16 protein-coding genes are annotated in these 18,637 nt (G+C 74.5%); 9 read left to right on the top strand and 7 right to left on the bottom strand.

The window, feature by feature from the left end; all coding sequences use genetic code 11:
• Positions 1-4: 4 nt before the first annotated feature.
• Positions 5-1,840, bottom strand: coding sequence for an endonuclease/exonuclease/phosphatase family protein (locus AB0424_RS04005; protein WP_366302049.1), 1,836 nt, complete (start codon positions 1,838-1,840; stop codon positions 5-7).
• A 209-nt stretch (positions 1,841-2,049) separates the two neighbouring features.
• Here AB0424_RS04005 and AB0424_RS04000 point away from each other — a divergent pair, with 209 nt between their 5' ends.
• The 4 genes from AB0424_RS04000 (at position 2,050) to AB0424_RS03985 (ending at position 6,952) form a co-directional block, all read left to right on the top strand.
• Entirely contained in the window at positions 2,050-3,504 is a 1,455-nt protein-coding gene (locus tag AB0424_RS04000; RefSeq protein WP_366302047.1) for a hypothetical protein, read from the top strand.
• A 152-nt stretch (positions 3,505-3,656) separates the two neighbouring features.
• The gene (locus AB0424_RS03995) at positions 3,657-5,099 is read left to right on the top strand and encodes an alkaline phosphatase PhoX (RefSeq protein ID WP_366302045.1); all 1,443 of its coding nucleotides are present in this window, start codon (positions 3,657-3,659) and stop codon (positions 5,097-5,099) included.
• A 53-nt stretch (positions 5,100-5,152) separates the two neighbouring features.
• Complete coding sequence (locus tag AB0424_RS03990; RefSeq protein WP_366302043.1) at positions 5,153-5,884, top strand: GntR family transcriptional regulator; 732 nt, start codon at positions 5,153-5,155, stop codon at positions 5,882-5,884.
• 51 nt (positions 5,885-5,935) lie between these two features.
• Positions 5,936-6,952 (top strand): 1-aminocyclopropane-1-carboxylate deaminase, encoded by a 1,017-nt coding sequence (locus tag AB0424_RS03985; protein ID WP_366302042.1) that lies wholly within the window; start codon positions 5,936-5,938, stop codon positions 6,950-6,952.
• A gap of 24 nt (positions 6,953-6,976) precedes the next feature.
• On the opposite strand, the gene AB0424_RS03980 is transcribed toward AB0424_RS03985, so the two are convergent.
• Both AB0424_RS03980 and AB0424_RS03975 read right to left on the bottom strand, forming a co-directional pair.
• The gene (locus AB0424_RS03980) at positions 6,977-8,200 is read right to left on the bottom strand and encodes a TerD family protein (RefSeq protein ID WP_366302040.1); all 1,224 of its coding nucleotides are present in this window, start codon (positions 8,198-8,200) and stop codon (positions 6,977-6,979) included.
• 36 nt (positions 8,201-8,236) lie between these two features.
• Positions 8,237-8,476, bottom strand: a complete 240-nt coding sequence (locus AB0424_RS03975) for a hypothetical protein (protein ID WP_366302663.1) — start codon at positions 8,474-8,476, stop codon at positions 8,237-8,239.
• A 55-nt stretch (positions 8,477-8,531) separates the two neighbouring features.
• On the opposite strand from AB0424_RS03975, the gene AB0424_RS03970 reads away from it, so the two are divergent.
• On the top strand, positions 8,532-9,524 hold the full coding sequence (locus AB0424_RS03970; RefSeq protein ID WP_366302038.1) for an AraC family transcriptional regulator: 993 nt from the start codon (positions 8,532-8,534) through the stop codon (positions 9,522-9,524).
• Between the two features lie 352 nt (positions 9,525-9,876).
• Here the strand turns inward: AB0424_RS03970 and AB0424_RS03965 are convergent, their stop codons facing one another.
• Positions 9,877-10,686: an NAD(P)-dependent oxidoreductase gene (locus AB0424_RS03965; protein ID WP_366302036.1), complete on the bottom strand. Its 810-nt coding sequence runs from the start codon at positions 10,684-10,686 to the stop codon at positions 9,877-9,879.
• Between the two features lie 227 nt (positions 10,687-10,913).
• On the opposite strand from AB0424_RS03965, the gene AB0424_RS03960 reads away from it, so the two are divergent.
• Both AB0424_RS03960 and AB0424_RS03955 read left to right on the top strand, forming a co-directional pair.
• Positions 10,914-11,846 carry a 5-dehydro-4-deoxyglucarate dehydratase gene (locus tag AB0424_RS03960; RefSeq protein WP_366302034.1) on the top strand — a complete coding sequence of 311 codons (933 nt, stop codon included), beginning with the start codon at positions 10,914-10,916 and terminating at the stop codon, positions 11,844-11,846.
• Positions 11,843-12,985, top strand: a complete 1,143-nt coding sequence (locus AB0424_RS03955; protein WP_366302032.1) for a hypothetical protein — start codon at positions 11,843-11,845, stop codon at positions 12,983-12,985. The genes AB0424_RS03960 and AB0424_RS03955 overlap by 4 nt, the downstream gene beginning before the upstream one ends.
• Here AB0424_RS03955 and AB0424_RS03950 read toward each other — a convergent pair.
• Both AB0424_RS03950 and AB0424_RS03945 read right to left on the bottom strand, forming a co-directional pair.
• A complete protein-coding gene (locus tag AB0424_RS03950) occupies positions 12,982-13,704 on the bottom strand; it encodes a hypothetical protein (protein ID WP_366302031.1) in 723 nt (240 codons plus the stop codon). The two genes, AB0424_RS03955 and AB0424_RS03950, sit on opposite strands and share 4 nt — an antisense overlap.
• A gap of 35 nt (positions 13,705-13,739) precedes the next feature.
• A complete protein-coding gene (locus AB0424_RS03945; protein WP_366302029.1) occupies positions 13,740-14,441 on the bottom strand; it encodes a GntR family transcriptional regulator in 702 nt (233 codons plus the stop codon).
• Between the two features lie 200 nt (positions 14,442-14,641).
• Between AB0424_RS03945 and AB0424_RS03940 the strand changes: the two genes are divergently transcribed.
• Positions 14,642-15,865, top strand: coding sequence for an amidohydrolase (locus AB0424_RS03940; protein WP_366302027.1), 1,224 nt, complete (start codon positions 14,642-14,644; stop codon positions 15,863-15,865).
• Positions 15,862-17,328: an APC family permease gene (locus tag AB0424_RS03935; protein ID WP_366302025.1), complete on the top strand. Its 1,467-nt coding sequence runs from the start codon at positions 15,862-15,864 to the stop codon at positions 17,326-17,328. The genes AB0424_RS03940 and AB0424_RS03935 overlap by 4 nt, the downstream gene beginning before the upstream one ends.
• A gap of 68 nt (positions 17,329-17,396) precedes the next feature.
• On the opposite strand, the gene AB0424_RS03930 is transcribed toward AB0424_RS03935, so the two are convergent.
• Positions 17,397-18,599 carry an amidohydrolase gene (locus AB0424_RS03930; protein WP_366302023.1) on the bottom strand — a complete coding sequence of 401 codons (1,203 nt, stop codon included), beginning with the start codon at positions 18,597-18,599 and terminating at the stop codon, positions 17,397-17,399.
• Between the last annotated feature and the right edge of the window lie 38 nt (positions 18,600-18,637).

Raw genomic sequence — 18,637 nt, 5'->3', positions numbered from 1 at the left:
CCCCCTACGGGCGGAAGCGCAGGACCTGCGGGTCGTGGTCGCTGTCCTGGTCGGCGAACTCGGCGTTGATGTGCACGCTGTCGTACTCGAAGTGGTGCACGCCCGGGCTGGTCAGGATCTGGTCGAGGACCTGGCTGTTGCCCTGGTAGACGTACGAGTAACGCTCGCTGCACGGCAGCGACTTCACGGCCGGGAACAGCGCGCCGCCGTCGGTCAGCGCCTGCGTCGTGCCGGAGAACTCGAAGTCGTTGATGTCACCGACGACGAGGACGTCGGCCTGCTTCTCCACCTTGACGATGTCCTTGACGAAGGCGTTGACCGCCTGCGCCTGGAGGAGTCGCTTCGCCTCGGAGGAGCGGGCCGGCGGCTGGTGGTGCGAGACGATGGACTCGTCGCCGCCCTTGGAACCGAAGTGGTTGGCGATCACGAAGACCGTGCGGCCGCGGAAGACGAACTCGCCCGCGAGCGGCTTGCGGCTGCTCTCCCAGGCGGCGTTGGCCGGGTCGATGCGGCCGGGGGAGAGGGTCAGCGCGGCGCGGCCCTTGGTCCCCGTGACGGCGGTGGCGGTGGTGGCGTCGCCGCCGGCGCGGTCGGTGAAGGAGACCCGCTCGGGGTTGAAGAGGAAGACCTGACGGATATTGCCGCCGGGCTCGCCGCCGTCCTTGCCGTTCTCGGGGTCGATCGAGCGCCAGTCGTACGCCGGGCCGCCGGCCGCGACGATCGCGTCGGTGAACTTCTTCACCGTCTGGTCGGCGGCGACCGTGCCGTCGTTCTTGGCGCCGTTGTTGTCCTGGATCTCCTCCAGGGCGACGATGTCGGGCGAGGCGAGGTTCTCGACGACCGCCTTCGCGAGCGCGTCGAACTTCTCCTGCGGGTCGCTCGGGTCGAGGTTCTCGACGTTGTACGTCGCCACGGCCAGCTCGTTCTTGTGCTGCTTGTCCGTGGTCTCGCGCTCCAGGCCGCGGTCGACGACCGTGCCCAGGGTGCGGGCGGTCAGCGTGTAGCCGCCGAACTGGTTGAAGTCGAGCGGGCCCTCGGTGGCGCCGGTCAGCCGGTCGCCGACGTTCGCCTTGGGGAAGGGCTGCTGGGCGAGCGGGGTCAGCGACTGGATCTGGAGCCGGCCGGTGTTCTGGGACTCGTACGAGCCGTAGACCGTGCCGCCGCGCCGGTTGGGGTTCTCCCAGGGCTTCACCGTCACCCACAGCTCCGCGTACGCGTCGGTGGCGCCGACCACGCGCGAGGAGCCGATCCGGACGTTGGTGCCCTCCAGGGACTCGTAGTAGTCCAGGGCGTACGTCTCGGGGTCCAGCGTCAGGCCGTTGACGGAGCCGCCGGCGGCCGGGTCGCCCTCGGGGGCGTACGCGTCGGGGACCGACCAGGCGGAGATCGTCACCGGGGCCGGGACCGGGTTGTCCTTCGAGACGACCGTGACGACCGGCTTCGAGATCTGCGTCAGCGACTGGTTGCCCGAGGTCAGACCGCCGGGAACGTACTCGGTGACGGTGCCGTTCACGCTGACCGCGTCGCCGACGGCGACGGTCGGGACGGAGCTCGTGAAGACGAACACGCCCTCGCTGGTGGCCGGGTTCGCGTCGGCCTCGGGGTCCTGGATCCAGAAGCCGCGCGAGCCGTAGGTGCGGACGCCGGTGACGATGCCCGTGACGCCGGTGACCTGCCGGCCGACGAGGGGGGAGACGCGGGTCGTGCCCTGGATGTCGTGGATGCGGACGCCCGCGGCGTCCTCCGCCGCGGCGCTGGACGAGCTCGCCAGCAGACCGGCGGCGAGGGCGGCCGCGACGACGGCGGAGACCGCGGCGGATCTCGGTATGGAGGAAGACATCAGAGGACTCCGAGGGTGCTTGGACGATCGGCAGAAGAATCTACGCGCGTCAATCTCTTGTGAGAGCAGTGGACTTGTCAAGAGTCGACGGGTGTACGAAGGCTGACGGATCGGTGAACCGCCGGACGGGCCCCCGGATGCGTCTACGCTGAGGACCGCTCTTTGAGCCCTTCACCATCACCCACGCACGCGTCGAGGAGACCCCCCAGATGTCAGCGGAGCACCCCACCCTTCCCCCCGTTCGGCTCCGTGCGGACGCGGAGCTGGCGCGGGACGCCCTGGCCGCCCCCCTCCTCGCCCACGCGGTACGGCTCGCCCGCTGGGCCGGCCCCGACACCCGGGTCGACGCCGGCGGCGAGCTCGTCGACGAGCAACTCCCCGAGGCCGTGGCGCTGCTGGGCCTCGACGACGTGGAGGACGGCGAGATCCTGGCCGGCGACGCCTGGCGGCTCGCCGTCGACACCGGCCTGGTGGACGTCGAGGACGGCACGGAGGACGAGGAGGCCGTGACCCCCGGCAGCGCCGGGCCCGGCGAGAACCTGGCGCTGGTCACGGGCGGTTCGCCGCAGGACGTGCTCGCGATCTGGCTGGACGGCTTCGACGCCGTCTTCGCCGACGCGGTCGCCCCCGTCCTCGACGACCTGGACGCGATCGTCGGCGACGACGGCGAGATCGACTTCGAGGCGCTCGACTGGGACCCCGAGGTCGAGGCCGACTTCCTGGAGGGCGTCCTCGGCAACCTCTACCTGCTGACCGTCAGCGAGGGCGGAGCCGGCGAGGGCCCCGTGCCGCTGCCCGCGCTCGCCGCGTCGATGATCGTCCCCGACGACATGGGCGAGCCCACCGACGACGTCCTGGAGCAGGTCTCGGACGCCATGATGCGGCTCGACGAGCAGTTCCGGCTCCTCGAACCGATCGGCCTCGTCGCCTACCGGCCCGTTGACGAGGCCCTGATGGCCGAGGAGGGCGAGGAGCCCGCGCCGCCGGTCGACGACGAGGACGTCTCCCGGTACGGCATGGTCCGGCTCACCCCGCTCGGCCTCTACGGCGTCCGGGCCCGCATGCTGGAGGCCGGCGTGGACGCGCCCGCCGTCGGCGATCTGGCCGAGAAGGGCGCCGACGCGCTCCTGGACGGGATCACCGGCTACCCGGAGGCCGCGGCGCGCGAGGAGACCGCCGCGTGGCTCGACGGCCGTGACGCCCTCACCGCCGCCCGTGAGCTGCTGGCCGCCGCGCGGGGCACCGACGCCGGCTCGCCGCTCCGCCGCCTCCACTGCCAGCAGACGCTCTCGCTGGTGGGCGCCGAGGCGGAGCCGGCCGTGCGCGAGGTCCTCGACGACCCCGAACTCGGCGGTCTGGCCCGGGTCTGGCTCGCCGAGCGGGGAGCGACGGACGTGCCCGCGCCCTCGGAGGCGATGATCTTCTGGCTTGCCGTGGACACCATCGCCGCCCAGCTCGACGCCGACGGCGACCTGGAGGAGCTCCAGGAGCTGATCGAGGGGCTGACCGGCCGCCACAGCGGCTTCTTCGAGACGGCCTGGCGGGTGGAGCACCCGGCGACGGCGGAGGTCCTGGAGGCGATGGGCCGGCTGCACCGCGACAAGGCGGCGGCGAAGGACGCCCGCAAGGCCGCGTTCAAGGCCCGCTCGCGCTCGGGCTCCTGACCCCCGGGCCCGCCGGGCGACGGGACGGCCGTCGCCCGCCGGGTCCCGGCCGTGCGGGGCGCGGGCGGTGTTCCCGTGGCGTTCAGCCGGTGTTCGCGGAGGCGCGCAAGGGTGGCCAGCGAGATTCGGCCATCACAGGGAGAACGCCACACATGCCCCTCAACCGCAGAGAGTTCACCAAGCAGTCCGCCGGCGCGGGCCTCGCCCTCACCGGTGTCGTCGGGGCCCTCGCCACCGCGCCCGAGGCGCTGGCCTCCGACGAGCCGGCCGCGCTCGGTGCCGGCCACGGCCACGGCCACGGGCATGACCACGGCCACGGCCGCGGTCTCGGCTACGGACCGCTCGTCTCCGACCCCGCGGGGATGCTCGCCCTGCCGGCCGGCTTCTCGTACCGCGTCGTCACCCACAGCGGCGTGACCCGCCTGGAGAGCGGCGAGTTCACGCCGTCCAACCACGACGGCACCGCCGCCTTCGCCGGCCCGCGCGGCACCACCTACCTGGTCAACAACCACGAGCTGAAGGGCCCCCGCGCCAAGTGGGAGCACCCCGTCCCGCTCACCGAGGGCCTGGTCTACGACCCCGCCGCCGCCGGCGGCTGCACGGTCGTCGAGGTGCACCGCGACGGCACCGTCGCCGAGTGGGTCGGCATCGCCGGCACCTCCACCAACTGCGCCGGCGGCCGCACCGCCTGGGGCACCTGGCTGACCGGCGAGGAGAACTCCGACCGCGCCGGCGTCAACGGCATGACCAAGGACCACGGCTACGTCTTCGAGGTCGACCCGCGCGACCGCCGCGCCAACCGCGATCCGAAGCCGGTCAAGGCATTCGGCCGCTACGACCACGAGGCCGTCGTCGTCGACCCCAAGCGGGGCCACGCCTACCTCACCGAGGACGCGTCCAACCCCAACGGCCTGCTCTTCCGCTGGACGCCGCCGGCGGGCTTCGAGCACGGCCGCGGCAGGCTCCGCACCCTCGCCGACGACGCCGGCGTGCTCCAGGCGTTCAAGTGCACGGACTCCGCGGGCCGGTTCGTGGACGACCTCTCCCGCGCCACCCGGATCGGCACCGTCTACGGCGTCGACTGGGTCGACGTCCCCGACCGCGACGCCCGCACCACCTCCGTCCGCAAGCAGTTCGCGGACGGCCAGGTCACCCGCGCCCGCAAGCTGGAGGGCATGTGGTGGGCCGACGGCGGCACCTACGTCGTCTCCTCCTACGCGCGCGAGGAGAGCCCGGGCGCCGCGCACGACGGCCAGGTGTGGTTCTACGACCCCAAGCGCCGCACCCTCACCCTCAAGGTGCTGCTCGGCGTGAACGCCGCCCCCGACGAGGACGGCGCCTTCGACGGTCCCGACAACATCACGGTCTCGCCGTACGGCGGGCTGGTCATCGCCGAGGACGGCGAGGGTGTCCAGCACCTCTTCGGTGCCACCGACTCCGGCCGCACCTACCCGATCGCCCGCAACGACCTCAACGGCAGCGAGTTCACCGGCGTGACCTTCTCCCCCGACGGCGACACGCTGTTCGCCAACATCCAGGACCCGGGCATCATGGTGGCGATCACCGGTCCGTGGCGCCGTCAGCCCCGCCGCTGAGGCCGAAACTGATCCCTGGTCAGCGCTCTGACTGACATCTAACATGTCAGTCCATGGACGCACTGCGGCCCGTGGGCCGGACCCTGCTGCGCGACCGGGCGTACGAGGCGCTGCGCGAGGCCATCGTGCGCGGCGACCTCGCCCCCGGCGCCGCGCTCAAGGACGCCGATCTCGCCGAACGGCTCGGGCTCTCGCGCGCACCCGTGCGCGAGGCCCTGGCCCGGCTGGGCGACGAGGGGCTCGTCGAGTCCAAGCCGCAGAGCTACACCCGGGTCACCCGGCCGGTCAGCCGGGTCGTCCGGGACGCCGCCTCGGTGGTCCGGGTGATGCACGAGCTCGCCGCCAGGACCGGCGTCCCCCTGCTGGGCCCCGAGGGCATCCGGGCCATGAGCGAGGCCAACGAGCGCTTCGCGGCCGCCGTGCGCGCCTCCGACGTCGAGGCCGCCCTGAGCGCCGACGACGAGCTGCACCAGGTCCTCGTCGTCGCCAGCGGCAACCACGCCGCCGCCGCCACCATCGCCCGGTACACCCCGCTGATCCGCCGCGTCGAGCGGCGGCTCTTCGGCGACTCCGGAAGCTGCGGGTCGGCCGAGCTGCACGCCCGGCTCATCGACGCCTGCGCCGCCGGGGACGCCGAGGAGGCGGTGCGGGTCACCACCGAGATATGGGCGGCGCTCGAACAGCTCGCGGACGACGCCATCGAGGTGGCCGAGGTCACCGGCATCCCGGCACCGGCCGAACCGCCCGCGCCCGCCGCGCCTCCCGTACTTCCCGGGCGCCCCTGAGGGGTGTCCCGGGACCGTCGCCCCAGCCGCCGCCACCCACCGGGAGCCGCCATGCCGATCACCGACTTCGAACGCTATCCGCTGCTCTTCGGGCCGTCCCCGGTCCACCCCCTCGAACGGCTCACCCACCACCTGGGCGGCGCGACGCTCTGGGCGAAGCGCGAGGACTGCAACTCCGGGGTGGCGTACGGCGGGAACAAGACCCGCAAACTGGAGTACCTGGTGGCCGACGCCCTCGCGCAGGGCTGCGACACCCTCGTCTCCATCGGCGGCGTCCAGTCCAACCACACCCGTCAGGTCGCCGCCGTCGCCGCCCGGGCGGGCCTGAAGTGCGTCCTCGTGCAGGAGAGCTGGGTCGACTGGCCCGACCCCGTCTACGACAAGGTCGGCAACATCCTCATCAGCCGCCTCGCCGGCGCCGACGTCCGCCTGGTCCGGGCGGGCTTCGGCATCGGCTTCAAGGAGAGCTGGGAGCAGGCCCTCCGGGAGGTGGAGGAGGGCGGCGGGAAGCCGTACGCGATCCCGGCGGGCGCTTCCGACCACCCGCTCGGCGGCCTCGGCTTCGCGAACTGGGCGTACGAGGTGGCCGAACAGGAGCGCGCGCTCGGCGTCTTCTTCGACACGGTGGTCGTCTGCTCGGTGACCGGCTCCACCCAGGCCGGCATGGTCGCGGGCTTCGCCGCGCTCGCCGAGGAGGGCGGGGCGGCCCGCCGGATCATCGGCGTCGACGCCTCCGCGAAGCCCGTCCCGACGCACGAGCAGATCACCCGGATCGCCCGGGACACCGCCGCCCTCATCGGCGTCGAGCGCGAGGTCACGGCGGACGACGTCGAGCTGGACGAGCGCTACCACGGCGGGGTGTACGGCATTCCGGACGAGGCCACCCTCGACGCGATGCGGCTCGCCGCCCGCACCGAGGGCATGGTCACGGACCCCGTCTACGAGGGGAAGTCGATGGCGGGACTGGTCGACCTGGTGGACCGCGGGGAGATCGGCCGGGACTCGACCGTGCTCTACGCCCACCTCGGCGGCCAGCCCGCCCTCAACGCCTACAGCGCCCTGTTCTAGACGCCGAGCCCCGGGGCCGGCCGCTCAGAGCGACTGGGCGGCCGGCTTCACCATGCCGCGGACGGTGCGGGACTTCACGAACTCGCCCATCGCCGTCATCTCCCACTCGCCGGAGAACTGCTTGATCAGCTTGGCCATCATCACGCCGGTCTGCGGCTCGGCGGTGGTGAGGTCGAAGCGGACCAGTTCCTCGCCCGTCGCCGCGTCGATGAGCCGGCAGTACGCCTTGGCCACCTCGGTGAACTTCTGGCCGGAGAAGGAGTTGACCGTGAAGACCAGGCCGGTGGCGTCGGCCGGGAGGCGGCCGAGGTCGACGACGATCACCTCGTCGTCGCCCGCGCCCTCGCCGGTGAGGTTGTCGCCGGAGTGCTTGATCGAGCCGTTCAGGATGGACAGCTTGCCGAAGTAGCAGCTGTCCAGGTGGTTGCGCTGCGGGCCGTACGCGATGACGGAGGCGTCCAGGTCGATGTCCTTGCCCCGGTAGGCCGGCTCCCAGCCCAGGCCCATCTTGACCTGGGAGAGCAGCGGGCGGCCGCCCTTGACCAGGGACACCGTCTGGTTCTTCTGGAGGCTGACGCGGCCCTTGTCCAGGTTGATCTTGCCCGTGGCGGCGGGGGCGGCGGCCGGGGGAGCGGGGGGCGCCGGCGGGGCGGCGATCCGCGGGTCCACCGGAGCGGCGGCAGGCGGGGCGACCGGCGGGGCGACCGGCGGGGCGACGGCGGCCGGGGCCGGGGCGGCGGCCGGCTCGTCGTCCACGGAGACGCCGAAGTCGGTCGCGATGCCGGCCAGCCCGTTCGCGTAGCCCTGGCCGACGGCGCGGGCCTTCCAGGCGCCGTTGCGCAGGTAGATCTCGACGACCACGAGCGCCGTCTCGGTGGCCAGCCGCGGCGGCGTGAACGTGGCCAGCACGCTGCCGTCGTCCGCGTTGCGCAGGGTCGCGGTGGGCTCGATGCCCTGGAAGGTCTGGCCCGCGGCGTCGGGGCTCGCCGTGACGACGATCCGCTCGATGCCGGCCGGGAGGGCGGAGGTGTCCACCAGGATGGCGTCGGGCGCGGTCCCGCCGCCGGAGCGGTAGGTGACACCGGGCCCGGCCGGCTGGTTGTAGAAGATGAAGTCGTCGTCCGAGCGGACCTTGCCGTCGGCGCCGAGCAGCAGGCCCGAGACGTCGAGCCGCACCGGGGCGGCGACGTCCACCGCCACGCGCGCGGCGGTGAGAGGGATGTTCGAGCCGGGGGTCATTGCGGTCATGCCAGGGCTAACGATCCGGCCCCCTTTGCCGTTCCCTTACCCGCGCCCGGTTCGGCCACCCTGGTTACGCGGATGGTTCCTGGCCTGCCGCTCGTTGCCGAAGCGGTACGAGCCGGTCCACCGGGCCATGACGAGCTGGGCGTCGCCCGTCTCCACCTCGGCCAGGAACTTCTCGGCGCGGCCGCCGCGCAGCACGCCCGCGGCGCGTCCCTGGTGGGTGAGGACGACGGACCCGTCCGGGCGTCGCTCGTAGGTGAATCCATGAGGTCGTGGCATGCCGGGCATCCTGCCGTTCCCGGTCAGATCCGTCATATGAATATTCTTTCGGTTCATGGGGACTGTGGGGGGCGGGGGCGCGGTGGGCGGGAGCTCGTTCCGGACGGGGGACGTCGACGAGGCGCGCGAGGAGCTCGACGCGCGGTACTACGCCAACCGGATGGACGTGGTCGAGGGGGAGGGGCGGCCCTTCGCGGCCCGCTTCGACACGGTGGCGCTCGGGCCGCTGGTCATCGGTGACCTGAGCTGCGGCGCCGACGTGCGGATGAGCTTCGGGGAGCTGGGCGCGTACCACCTGAACGCGCCGCTGAGCGGGACGATGGAGATGCGGCAGGGCGGTGGTCCCACGGTCGTCGCGACGCCCGCGGAGGCCCTGCTGCTCGACCCGGCCGGGGACACGTTCCTGGACCGGTGGAGCGGTGACTGCCGGACCCTGTCGGTGAAGGTCGGGGCGGCCGAGCTGGCCGACCGCCTGGAGCGGCTGATCGGCCGGAGCCCGAACGGGCCGCTCGCCTTCGCACCCCGGCTGGACATCAGCCGCGGCCCCGGGCTCAGCTGGGTGCGCTTCGCCCGGCAGGTCGCCTACGAGGCGCTGGCCGGGGAGGGTCTCGCCCGGCACGAGCTGGTCGCGCGGCCCCTGCAGGAGGCGCTCCTGAACGGGCTGCTGCTGGCCGCGGACCACCCCTGGCGCGAGGCGCTCGCCCACCCGGGGGAGCCGCTCCGCCCGGCCCCGGTCAAGCGGGCGATGGACGCGGTGCGGGAGCGTCCGGAGCACCCGTTCACCACCACGGAGCTCGCGGCCCTGTCCCGGGTGAGCGTGCGGCGCCTGCAGGAGTCCTTCCGGGAGTACGTCGGGATGTCGCCGATGGCGTACGTCCGCGAGGTCCGTCTCGACCGGGTCCGCGAGGAGCTGAGGGCGGCCGACCCGGACGAGACCGGTGTGAGCGAGGTGGCCTGGCGCTGGGGCTTCGGCCACCAGGGGCGGTTCGCCGCGCGCTACCGGGAGAAGTTCGGCGAGACGCCCTCGCGCACGCTGCGGGGCCGCTGACCGGGGGGCGCGCAACGTGTCGGCCGATGGCTCGCGAACGCTGCCGTACGGGGCCGGTTCCGCTGCGGATTCCGGGCCGTACCCCTGCTCCGAGCTGGGCGGGAGCAAAACACGCGCCCCCTGTGCGCCGGGGGCGCACCACCGCGCATTCATTCGTCGCGCATTCCGGACAGCTGCCGCGTTCCGCGGCTCGCGACGATCTTCGCCCCGGCCTACGGTGGACAGGTCCGGTCAGCCAGCGCGCGCCGTGACCCGGGCCCCGGCCGGCTCCCCCGTATCAGTCCGGCCGGGTCCTGCGTACCCCCGTCCCCGAGGTACGCGCCCGGTGGACACGCCCCCGGCCGCCCGCCGCTCAGTGCGGCCACCGGGGCGGGTCCACGCAGAAGTGGCCGCCGAGGTAGAGGTCGTCGGCGCTGCCCTCGGCCGGGAGGCCCTTCTCCGCGACCAGCTTCTCCGCGTACGCCTCCGAGTCGTCCTGCGGATCGAAGCCGAGTGCCCGCGCGGTGCCGAGGTCCCACCACGCGCGCGTGTTCGCCGAGGAGCCGTACACCACGGTGTGGGCCACGTCCCGGGCGGTGAGCGCGGCGTGCAGCAGCCGGGCGCAGTCGGCGGGGCTCAGCCACATCGACAGCATCCGCACGGAGGTGGGCTCGGGGAAGCAGGAGCCGATGCGGACGGAGACCGACTCGACCCCGTGCAGGTCCCAGTAGAGCTGCGCCAGGTCCTCGCCGAAGCACTTGGAGAGGCCGTAGAAGGTGTCGGGGCGGTGCGGGGTGCCGACGGGGACCGGCGGCTCGCCCTCGCGCGGGCGCCGGGTGAAGCCGACGGCGTGGTTGCTGGAGGCGAACACCACCCGCCGGACGCCCTCTTCGCGGGCGGCCTCGTAGAGGTGGTGGGTCCCGGCGATGTTGGCGGCCATGATCTTCTCGAAGTCCGCCTCCAGGGAGATGCCCGCCAGGTGCACGATCGCGTCCACGCCGCGGACCGCCTCGCGCACCGCGGCGCGGTCCGCGAGGTCGGCGACGATCGCCTCCGGCTCCCCGGGAACGGGGACGACGTCGAGGAGGCGGAGCGCGTAGCCGTACGGGGGCAGCAGCTCCCGCATCAGCGTGCCGACGCCCCCGGCGGCGCCGGTGAGCAGGACGGTGCGGGGTGCGGACATGGAGCGGGTCTCCTCCGTCGAGTGGCATGCGGATGCGTGTCGTTCACAACCATGGACACGCTAGGGAGCCGTCCGACGGAGCGTCAAGAGTCGGTGATCCGCGGCGTTCCCTTCTTGACCGGTCTTCCTGGCTGATCTAGCGTGCCTGACGGCACTGTTCAAGAATATGGATGACAGTCATAACCGTGCACAGAGATCGTGTACGACGGACTTCCCTGGGAGCGCCCGTGTCCACTGCCCCGCTCGCCGGCCGGCTCGACGGCCTGCTCTTCTTCCCCGTCACCGCCTTCGCGCCGGACGGCTCCGTCGACCTCGACGTCTTCCGCGCCCACGTCCGGGCCGGCGTCGACGCGGGCGCCGCGGCCGTGTTCGCCTGCTGCGGCACCGGCGAGTTCCACGCCCTCACCCCCGAGGAGTTCCGGGACTGCGTCGCCGCCGCCGTCGAGGAGACCGCCGGCCGCGTCCCCGTCGTCGCGGGCACCGGCTACGGCACCGCGCTGGCCGTCGCGTACGCCCGCCTCGCCGAGGAGGCGGGCGCCGACGGCCTCCTCGCCATGCCCCCGTACCTCGTCGTCCCCGACCAGGACGGGCTGCTCCGCCACTACACCCGGCTCGCCGCCGCCACCTCGCTCGACGTGATCGTCTACCAGCGGGACAACGCGATCCTCACCCCGGCCACCGCCGTCGCCCTCGCCCGCACCGACGGCGTCATCGGCCTCAAGGACGGCCACGGCGACCTCGGCCTCATGCAGCGGATCGTCAGCGCCGTCCGCGCCGAGGGCCTCGACCTGCTGTACTTCAACGGCCTGCCGACCGCCGAACTCACCGGCGCCGCCTACCGGTCCATCGGCGTCACCCTCTACTCCTCCGCCGTGTTCTGCTTCGCCCCCGACCTCGCCCTCGCCTTCCACCGGGCCCTCGCCGCCGGCGACGACGCCACCGTCGACCTGCTCGTCGACGGCTTCTTCCGGCCCCTCGTCGAACTCCGCGACCAGGGGCGCGGATACGCCGTCTCGCTCGTCAAGGCGGCCGTGCGGATGGGCGGTCTGGACGTCGGCGAGGTGCGGCCGCCGCTCAGCGAGCCCGCCCCCGCGCACCTGCGGGAGCTCGCCCTGCTCGTCGAGCGCGGCCGGGCCCTCCTCAAGGAGGCCGGCGCGTGAGGGCGGGCGCGTTCGTCTACCCCTGGGACGTCGACGGCGACCCCGCCGCGCCCGGACTCCTCGCCGGCCTCGGGCTCGCCCAGGTCACCCTCGCCGCCGCCTACCACTCCACCCGGGCGCTGAGCCCCCGTCACCCGGCGCACCGGATCGTCACCGCCGAGCACGCCGCCGTCCTCTACCCGCCCGACCCCGACCGATGGGCCGGCCGCGCGCTCCGCCCGTACCCGGCGGGGGAGTGGGCCCCCGGCGACGCCTACGGGCGGGCCGCCGACGCCCTCGCCGGCACCGGCATCGAGGTGCACAGCTGGGTCGTCCTCGCCCACAACTCCCGCCTCGGGGCGGAGCATCCGGAGACCTCCGTCGTCAACGCCTACGGCGACCGCTACCCCTGGGCGCCCTGCATCGCCCGGCCCGACGTCCGCGCCCTCCTCGTCGGCCTGGCCGCCGAGGCCGCCGTACGGCCCGGCGCGGCCGGCACCGAACTGGAGTCCTGCGGCTGGTACGGCCTCGCGCACCTGCACGCCCACGACAAGACCGGCGGGGTCGCGCTCGGCGAGCGCGAGCAGTACCTGATGTCGCTCTGCTTCTGCCCGGCCTGCCGACAGGGCTACGGGAACGGCGGCGCCGACCCGGACGAGCTGGCCGCCGCCGTGCGCGGGGCCCTGGCACCCGTCTGGGCCGGCGCGGGCCCGGCGGGCGGCCTCGGCGCCCTGGAGGCCCCCGTCCTGGCCTGGCGCGCCGGGACCGCCCGTACCTTCCAGGAGGCCGCGGTCGCCGCCGTACGGGCCGCCGCCCCGCCCGGCTTCCGGGTCCTGCTGCACGCCGACCCCGACCCGTACCGCTGCGGCGCCGACGCGGGCACCGACCCGGCGCACGTCCTGGGCCTCGCCGACGGCGTGGTCGCCCGGCCGCCGAGGATCGCCGACTTCGCGGCCCACGCCCGTCCCGGCGCCGTCCTCGCCGCCAACCTCTCCGTCGTCGGCGGCATGGGCGGCGCCCCGGAGCGTCTCGCCGACGACGCCGTACGGGCCCGGACCGCGGGCGCGACCGAACTCCGGCTCTACCACGCCGGCCTGGCCTCGGACGCCGACCTGACCGCCGTCCGGACGGCGCTGCGGACCCTGGGCGGGAGGCTCTAGGCGGCGTCCTGCGCCTGCGCGGCCGTCGAGCGGCGCTCGGCGCGGCGGCGGCGCCAGGCGAGGGCGAAGCCGACCGAGGCGAGCATCAGGGGGACGGCGGACCAGGCCGTGAGGGAGGCCAGCCACGCGGGGTTGAGCGGTGACGTCATGCCGCTGGTGTACTGGCAGGTGGCCTGCGGCGGGAGGAAGGAGACCTCCAGTGTCCTGGGCGGATGGCTGCCCCAGCCGCCGCCGGCGGAACACGCCGAGGACGGGCCCGCGAGCAGCTTCCAGCCCGCCAGGGCGTACAGCAGCGGGAAGGCCGAGCCGGTCACGAAGAGGGCCGACGCGGTCCGGTTCAGTTTCCGGGCCCGGGTCGTCGACCGGACCCACGGGGCGCCGGGGCGCGGTTCGAACCACTCGGCGACCAGGGCGGTGAACAGGCAGGTGAGCAGGGCGGCCAAGGCGAGCGTGAGGAGCGGTCCGAGGACGACCCAGGAGTCCAGGGAGGAGACGTCGCCGCCCTCGAACTCGCAGACGGTGGCCGGCGGGAACGCCTCGTACCGCGTCCGCAGCAGGGCGCCGGGGCCTCGGGTCAGCCCGTGCATGCACTGCTCGTCGTACTCCAGCATGGACAGCAGTGCCAGGCCCGAGCCGATCACCACCACGCCGAACGAGATCCCCGCCGCGGCCCACAGGCCGCTCGTCCGGTAGGCGCCGTACGTACGCGTGTGTGACATCCGCGCACCCTAACCGACGCCCCGCGAGGGTTCGTTCAGACCTCGTCGGTCCCCCCGAGCGCGGACAGCAGCCGCTGCGTCGAGGCGCGGGTGTCCGCCACGTGGGCCCGGGCGAGCGCCTCCGCACCGTCCTCGTCGCGGTCGCGGACCGCCGCGTAGAGCCGCTCGTGCGCCCCGCACATCGGCTCGCCGTCCGACTGGGCCGAGGTGAGCCGGAAGAGGCGGCGCAGGCGGGAGTCGAGCGGGGCCATCAGGTCCACCAGGAGCGGGTTGCCGGAGAGTTCGACGATCCGCCGGTGGAAGTCGGCGTTGAGGGAGACCGCCTCGCGCAGGCGGCCGGCCTCCGCCGCCTTCCGGGCGCGGGCCAGGAGCCGCTCCAGGTCGCGCAGTTGCACCGGGGTGGCGTGCCGTGCGGCGAGCCGGGCGGCGAGGCCCTCCAGGTTCTCCCGCACGTCGAAGAGGTACTCGGCGTCGCGCGGGCCGAAGTCCGCCACCACCGAGCCCCGGCGCGGCTGCACCGAGAGGAAGCCCTCCGACTCCAGTCGCTGCATGGCCTCGCGCACCGGCACGCGGGAGACCCGCAGCTCCTCGGCGATCTCGCGTTCCACCAGCCGCATCCCCGCCGGGTACTCCGCCTCGATGATCCGCTCGCGCAGCTCCACGTACACGCGCTCGCGCAGGGACGGGTGGGTGTCCCCGATGGCCGAGCTGCGGGCGGCGGGGCGGGGGGTGGTCATCGGGGCGGCTCCAGTCGGGATGTGCGGGGGCGGTGGTCCCCCGATCCTCGCAGACCGGCGGGGGGCCGGCGAAGTACGGGGCCGGAACCCGTTGCCTGGTATTCGGTATACCAGCTAGGTTGGCGCCGCGCCGCGGTCACCAGGGGGATTCCGCCAGGGATCACGTCCGGTGCCCGAGGCATAGGCAAGGAGAGAGACCCATGAACGAACCCACCGCCCTGATCGGGGCGACCCTGCCCGACGGCCGAACCGCCGACGTCCACCTCCGCCACGGACGGGTGCGCGCCGTCGAGGACCACCTCCCCGGCCGCCCGGCCCCCGCGGGCGCCCTCCGCCTCGGCGGCGCGCTCCTGCTGCCCGCGCTCGTCGACGGCCACGCCCACCTCGACAAGACCCTCCTCGGCGGGCCCTGGCGGCCCCACCACGCCACCGCCACCCTGCGGGAGCAGATCGCCGCCGAACGCGCCTCGCGCCGCGCCGCCGACGTGCCCGTCGCCGACCGGGCCGCCGCCCTCGCCCGCCGGATGGTCTCCCTCGGCACCGGCCACGTCCGCTCGCACGTCGACGTCGACCCGGACACCGGCCTCGACCACCTGCACGCCCTCCTCGGCGTCCGCGAGGACTTCCGCGACCGGCTCGGCATCCAGCTGGTGGCCTTCCCGCAGAGCGGCGTCGTCACCGCGCCCGGCGTCGCAGACCTCCTCGACGCGGCCCTCGCCGACGGCGCCGACCTCATCGGCGGACTCGACCCGGTGGGCTTCGACGGCGACGCCGCCGGCCAGCTCGACACGGTCTTCGGCCTCGCCGAGCGCCACGGCAAGGGCATCGACCTGCACCTCCACGACGGCGGCGAGACCGGCACCGCCCAGCTGCGGGACATCGCCGCCCGCACCGCCGCCCTCGGACTCGGCGGCCGGGTGGCCGTCAGCCACGCCTACGCGCTCGGCGACGTCGACGCCCGCGAACTCGCCCGCACCGCCGCCGTCCTGGCCGCCGCCGGCGTCGCCGTCATGACCAACGGACCCAGCGGCCCGATGCCGCCCGTCCTCCGCCTGCGCGAACTCGGCGTCCGGGTCTTCGCCGGCTCCGACAACATCCGCGACACCTGGTGGCCCTACGGCACCGCCGACATGCTCGAACGCGCCACCGTCATCGGCCTCAGGGCCGGACTCATGACCGACCCCGAACTCCGCACCGCCGCCTCCCTCGTCACGGGCGAGGCGGCCGCCGCGCTCGGCCTCGACGACTACGGCCTCGCCCCCGGCGCCCGCGCCGACCTCGTCGCCGTCGCGGCGGGCTCCGTCCCGGAGGCCGTCGCCGCGCACCCCCGCCGGCTGCTCGTGCTGCACGCCGGACGGATCGTCGGCCCCTTCGCCGACGACACCTACCCCACCGTCGTCCCGTCCGCCGGAGGAACCGGATGAGCACCGACACCACGCCCCGCACCACCGCACCGGCGCCGGCGGCCGAGCAGCTCGCCGCAGGCCGGATCGGCACCTTCGACCTGGTCTTCTTCGTCGTGGCCGCCGCCGCGCCGCTCACCGTCCTCGCCGGCGTCGCGCCCTTCGCCATCGGCATCGGCGGCCCCGGCGCCCCGCTCGCCTACCTCGTCTCCGGCGCCCTGCTCGCCCTCTTCGCGGCCGGCTTCACCGCGATGAGCCTGCACGTCCGCAACGCGGGCGCCTTCTACGCGTACGTCGCCCACGGCCTCGGCCGCACCCTCGGCGTCGGCACCGCCTACGTCGCCGTGGTCTCGTACAACCTCGTCACCCCCGGCGTCGCCGCCGCCTTCGGCTACTTCGCCGCCGGCTCGATCCGCGACGCCACCGGTACGGACGTCCCGTGGTGGCTGCTCTCCGGGCTCTGCGTCCTGGGCGTCGGCGTCCTCGGCTGGCTGAAGGTCACCCTCAGCGCCAAGGTCCTGGGCATCGCCCTGGTCCTGGAGGTCCTGGCGCTCGTCGTGATGGACGCCGGCATCCTCGGCGAGCGCGGCGCCGCCGCCCTCGACACCGCCTCCTTCGCGCCCTCCACCCTCGCCGCCGGTGGTGTCGCGGGCATGTTCGTCCTGGTCATCGGCGCCTTCACCGGCTTCGAGGCCACCGCGATCTTCGCCGAGGAGGTGCGCGAGCCGCGCCGGACCGTGCCCCGGGCCACCTTCATCGCGATCGGCTTCCTCGCCGTCTTCTACGCCGCCGGCTGCTGGCTGATCATGGGCGCCTTCGGCACCGACGAGGCCGTCGCGCTCGCCCGCGCCGCCGACGGACCCGAACTGACCTTCCGGGCCGCCGAGCTGTTCGCCGGACCCTGGCTGGCGGACGCCATGCACGGGCTCATCGTGGTCAGCGCCTTCGCCGCCACCCTCGCCTTCCACAACGCCGCCGCCCGCTACCTCTACGCCCTCGGCCGCGAGGGGCTGCTGCCCCGCCGGCTCGGCCGGGTCTCCGGCCGGCACGGCTCGCCCGGCGGCGCCGTCGTCGCCCAGACCGGCTTCAACCTCGCCGTCGTCGCGGCCGGGGCGCTCCTCGCCGCCGACCCGTACGGCGAGGTCTTCCTCTGGACCAACAGCGTCGGCGTCCTCGGCATCATGGGCATGCAGGCCCTCGCCGCGCTCGCCGTCTGGTCCTACTTCCGCCGCGACCGCAAGGGCCTCTCCGCCGCCCGGGTCGTCTGGGCGCCGCTCGTCTCCTGCGCCGGCCTCGCGGTCCTCACGGTCCTCGCCGTGCTCCACTTCGACCTCCTCACCGGCCGCACCGGCGCCGTGAACACCGCGCTCCTCGTCCCCCTCCCGCTCGTCCTCGTCGCCGGCCTCCTCGTCGCCCTCCGCATCCGCCGCACGGACCCGGACCGCTACGCCTCGCTGACCACGGTGGACGTGGAGCGCGACTGAGCCGTACGGCCCCGAGGGGGCGTCCCGCCGACGGGACGCCCCCTCGGGGCCGGCGCGCGTACCGCCGTTCAGACCAGGCGGCCGTCCCTGGCCACCACCCGGCCCGCGCGGACGACCAGGTCGCGGCGGGGGACGTCGACGACGGTCTGGGGGACGCACTCGGCGTCGAGGAGCATGAAGTCGGCCGGGGAGCCGGGCAGGAGGTCGGCCTTCGGGAGACCGAGCAGAGCGGCGCCGCCGTGCGCGGCGAGCTCGAAGCAGGCTTCGAGATCCTCGTCGAGGCGCAGGTCGAGGGCCCAGGCGGCGAGCCAGGCGCGGTGGAGCATGTCGGCGTCGCCGAACGGGCTCCAGCTGTCGCGGACGCCGTCGGAGCCGAGACCGACGCGGACGCCGCGCTCGGCGAGGCGGCGGAACGGCAGGATCGTGGTGGCCGAGAGGGCGACCGTGGTGAGGGCGACACCGGACTCCGCCAGCAGGTCGGCCGTGTCGTCCAGGTCCCGGTCGGAGAGGCCGGCGACCGCGAAGGCGTGGGCCACGCTCACCCGGCCCCGCAGACCGAGGGCGCGGGTGCGGGCGGCGATGTCCCGCAGCGGGGCGAGACCCTGTTCGCCGCGGTCGTGGAGGTGGATGTCGAGCCCCAGCCCGTGCTTCTCGGCGAGGGCGAAGACCGTGCCCAGCTGGTCGCCGTCGTGGCCGCCGTCCGCGTCGAACCCCGCCGGGTCGATGCCGCCGACGTGGGTGACGAGCCCGCTCGCCGCCGCCTCCGCGAGGAGCTCGGCCACCCCCGGGGTCCGGACGACGCCGTGCTGCGGGAAGGCGACCAGCTCCACGTCGACGATCCCGGCGAGCTTACCGGCGGCCTCGGCGACGCCCTCGACGCCGGAGAGCCCGTAGGCCGGGGCCACGTCCGCGTGGGCGCGCATCGCCCGGGTGCCCTGCGCCGCCGCGTGGGACATCAGCCGCAGGGCGCGCTCTCCCACCGGCGTCGGCAGGGCGCGGGCCAGCTCCACGTCGCCCGCCACGTACGCGGCGATGCCGTGGGCGGGGCGCCTGCTGTGCCAGGGCTCGCCCCAGGAGGTCTTGTCCGGGTGGATGTGGGCGTCGACCAGTGTCGGCAGGGCCAGCCGCCCGCCGCCGTCGACCCGCTCGACGGCGGCGCCCTCCGGGACCTCGCCCACGAGCAGTCCGTCCACCGCGATCAGGTCGCGGGCCGGGCCGCCGTGCGGGCGGACGTCGTGGAACAGGGTCGCGGTGCGGGGCGGCGGGGTCACGTGAGTCTCCTCGGAGTGCGCGGCGGCAGGGGCGGAAC

The organism is Streptomyces sp. NPDC051180 (assembly GCF_040689545.1).
In the GTDB taxonomy this organism is placed as follows: domain Bacteria; phylum Actinomycetota; class Actinomycetes; order Streptomycetales; family Streptomycetaceae; genus Streptomyces.
The sequence above is the reverse complement of the archived record's forward strand: the minus strand, read 5'-3'. Positions and strand labels throughout refer to the sequence as shown.

Coding starts and splice junctions, on each gene's coding strand:
- AB0424_RS04005 (WP_366302049.1), bottom strand. CDS start 1,840: ATGTCTTCCTCCATACCGAGATCCGCCGCGGTCTCCGCCGTCGTCGCG.
- AB0424_RS04000 (WP_366302047.1), top strand. CDS start 2,050: ATGTCAGCGGAGCACCCCACCCTTCCCCCCGTTCGGCTCCGTGCGGAC.
- AB0424_RS03995 (WP_366302045.1), top strand. CDS start 3,657: ATGCCCCTCAACCGCAGAGAGTTCACCAAGCAGTCCGCCGGCGCGGGC.
- AB0424_RS03990 (WP_366302043.1), top strand. CDS start 5,153: ATGGACGCACTGCGGCCCGTGGGCCGGACCCTGCTGCGCGACCGGGCG.
- AB0424_RS03985 (WP_366302042.1), top strand. CDS start 5,936: ATGCCGATCACCGACTTCGAACGCTATCCGCTGCTCTTCGGGCCGTCC.
- AB0424_RS03980 (WP_366302040.1), bottom strand. CDS start 8,200: ATGACCGCAATGACCCCCGGCTCGAACATCCCTCTCACCGCCGCGCGC.
- AB0424_RS03975 (WP_366302663.1), bottom strand. CDS start 8,476: ATGCCACGACCTCATGGATTCACCTACGAGCGACGCCCGGACGGGTCC.
- AB0424_RS03970 (WP_366302038.1), top strand. CDS start 8,532: ATGGGGACTGTGGGGGGCGGGGGCGCGGTGGGCGGGAGCTCGTTCCGG.
- AB0424_RS03965 (WP_366302036.1), bottom strand. CDS start 10,686: ATGTCCGCACCCCGCACCGTCCTGCTCACCGGCGCCGCCGGGGGCGTC.
- AB0424_RS03950 (WP_366302031.1), bottom strand. CDS start 13,704: ATGTCACACACGCGTACGTACGGCGCCTACCGGACGAGCGGCCTGTGG.
- AB0424_RS03945 (WP_366302029.1), bottom strand. CDS start 14,441: ATGACCACCCCCCGCCCCGCCGCCCGCAGCTCGGCCATCGGGGACACC.
- AB0424_RS03940 (WP_366302027.1), top strand. CDS start 14,642: ATGAACGAACCCACCGCCCTGATCGGGGCGACCCTGCCCGACGGCCGA.
- AB0424_RS03935 (WP_366302025.1), top strand. CDS start 15,862: ATGAGCACCGACACCACGCCCCGCACCACCGCACCGGCGCCGGCGGCC.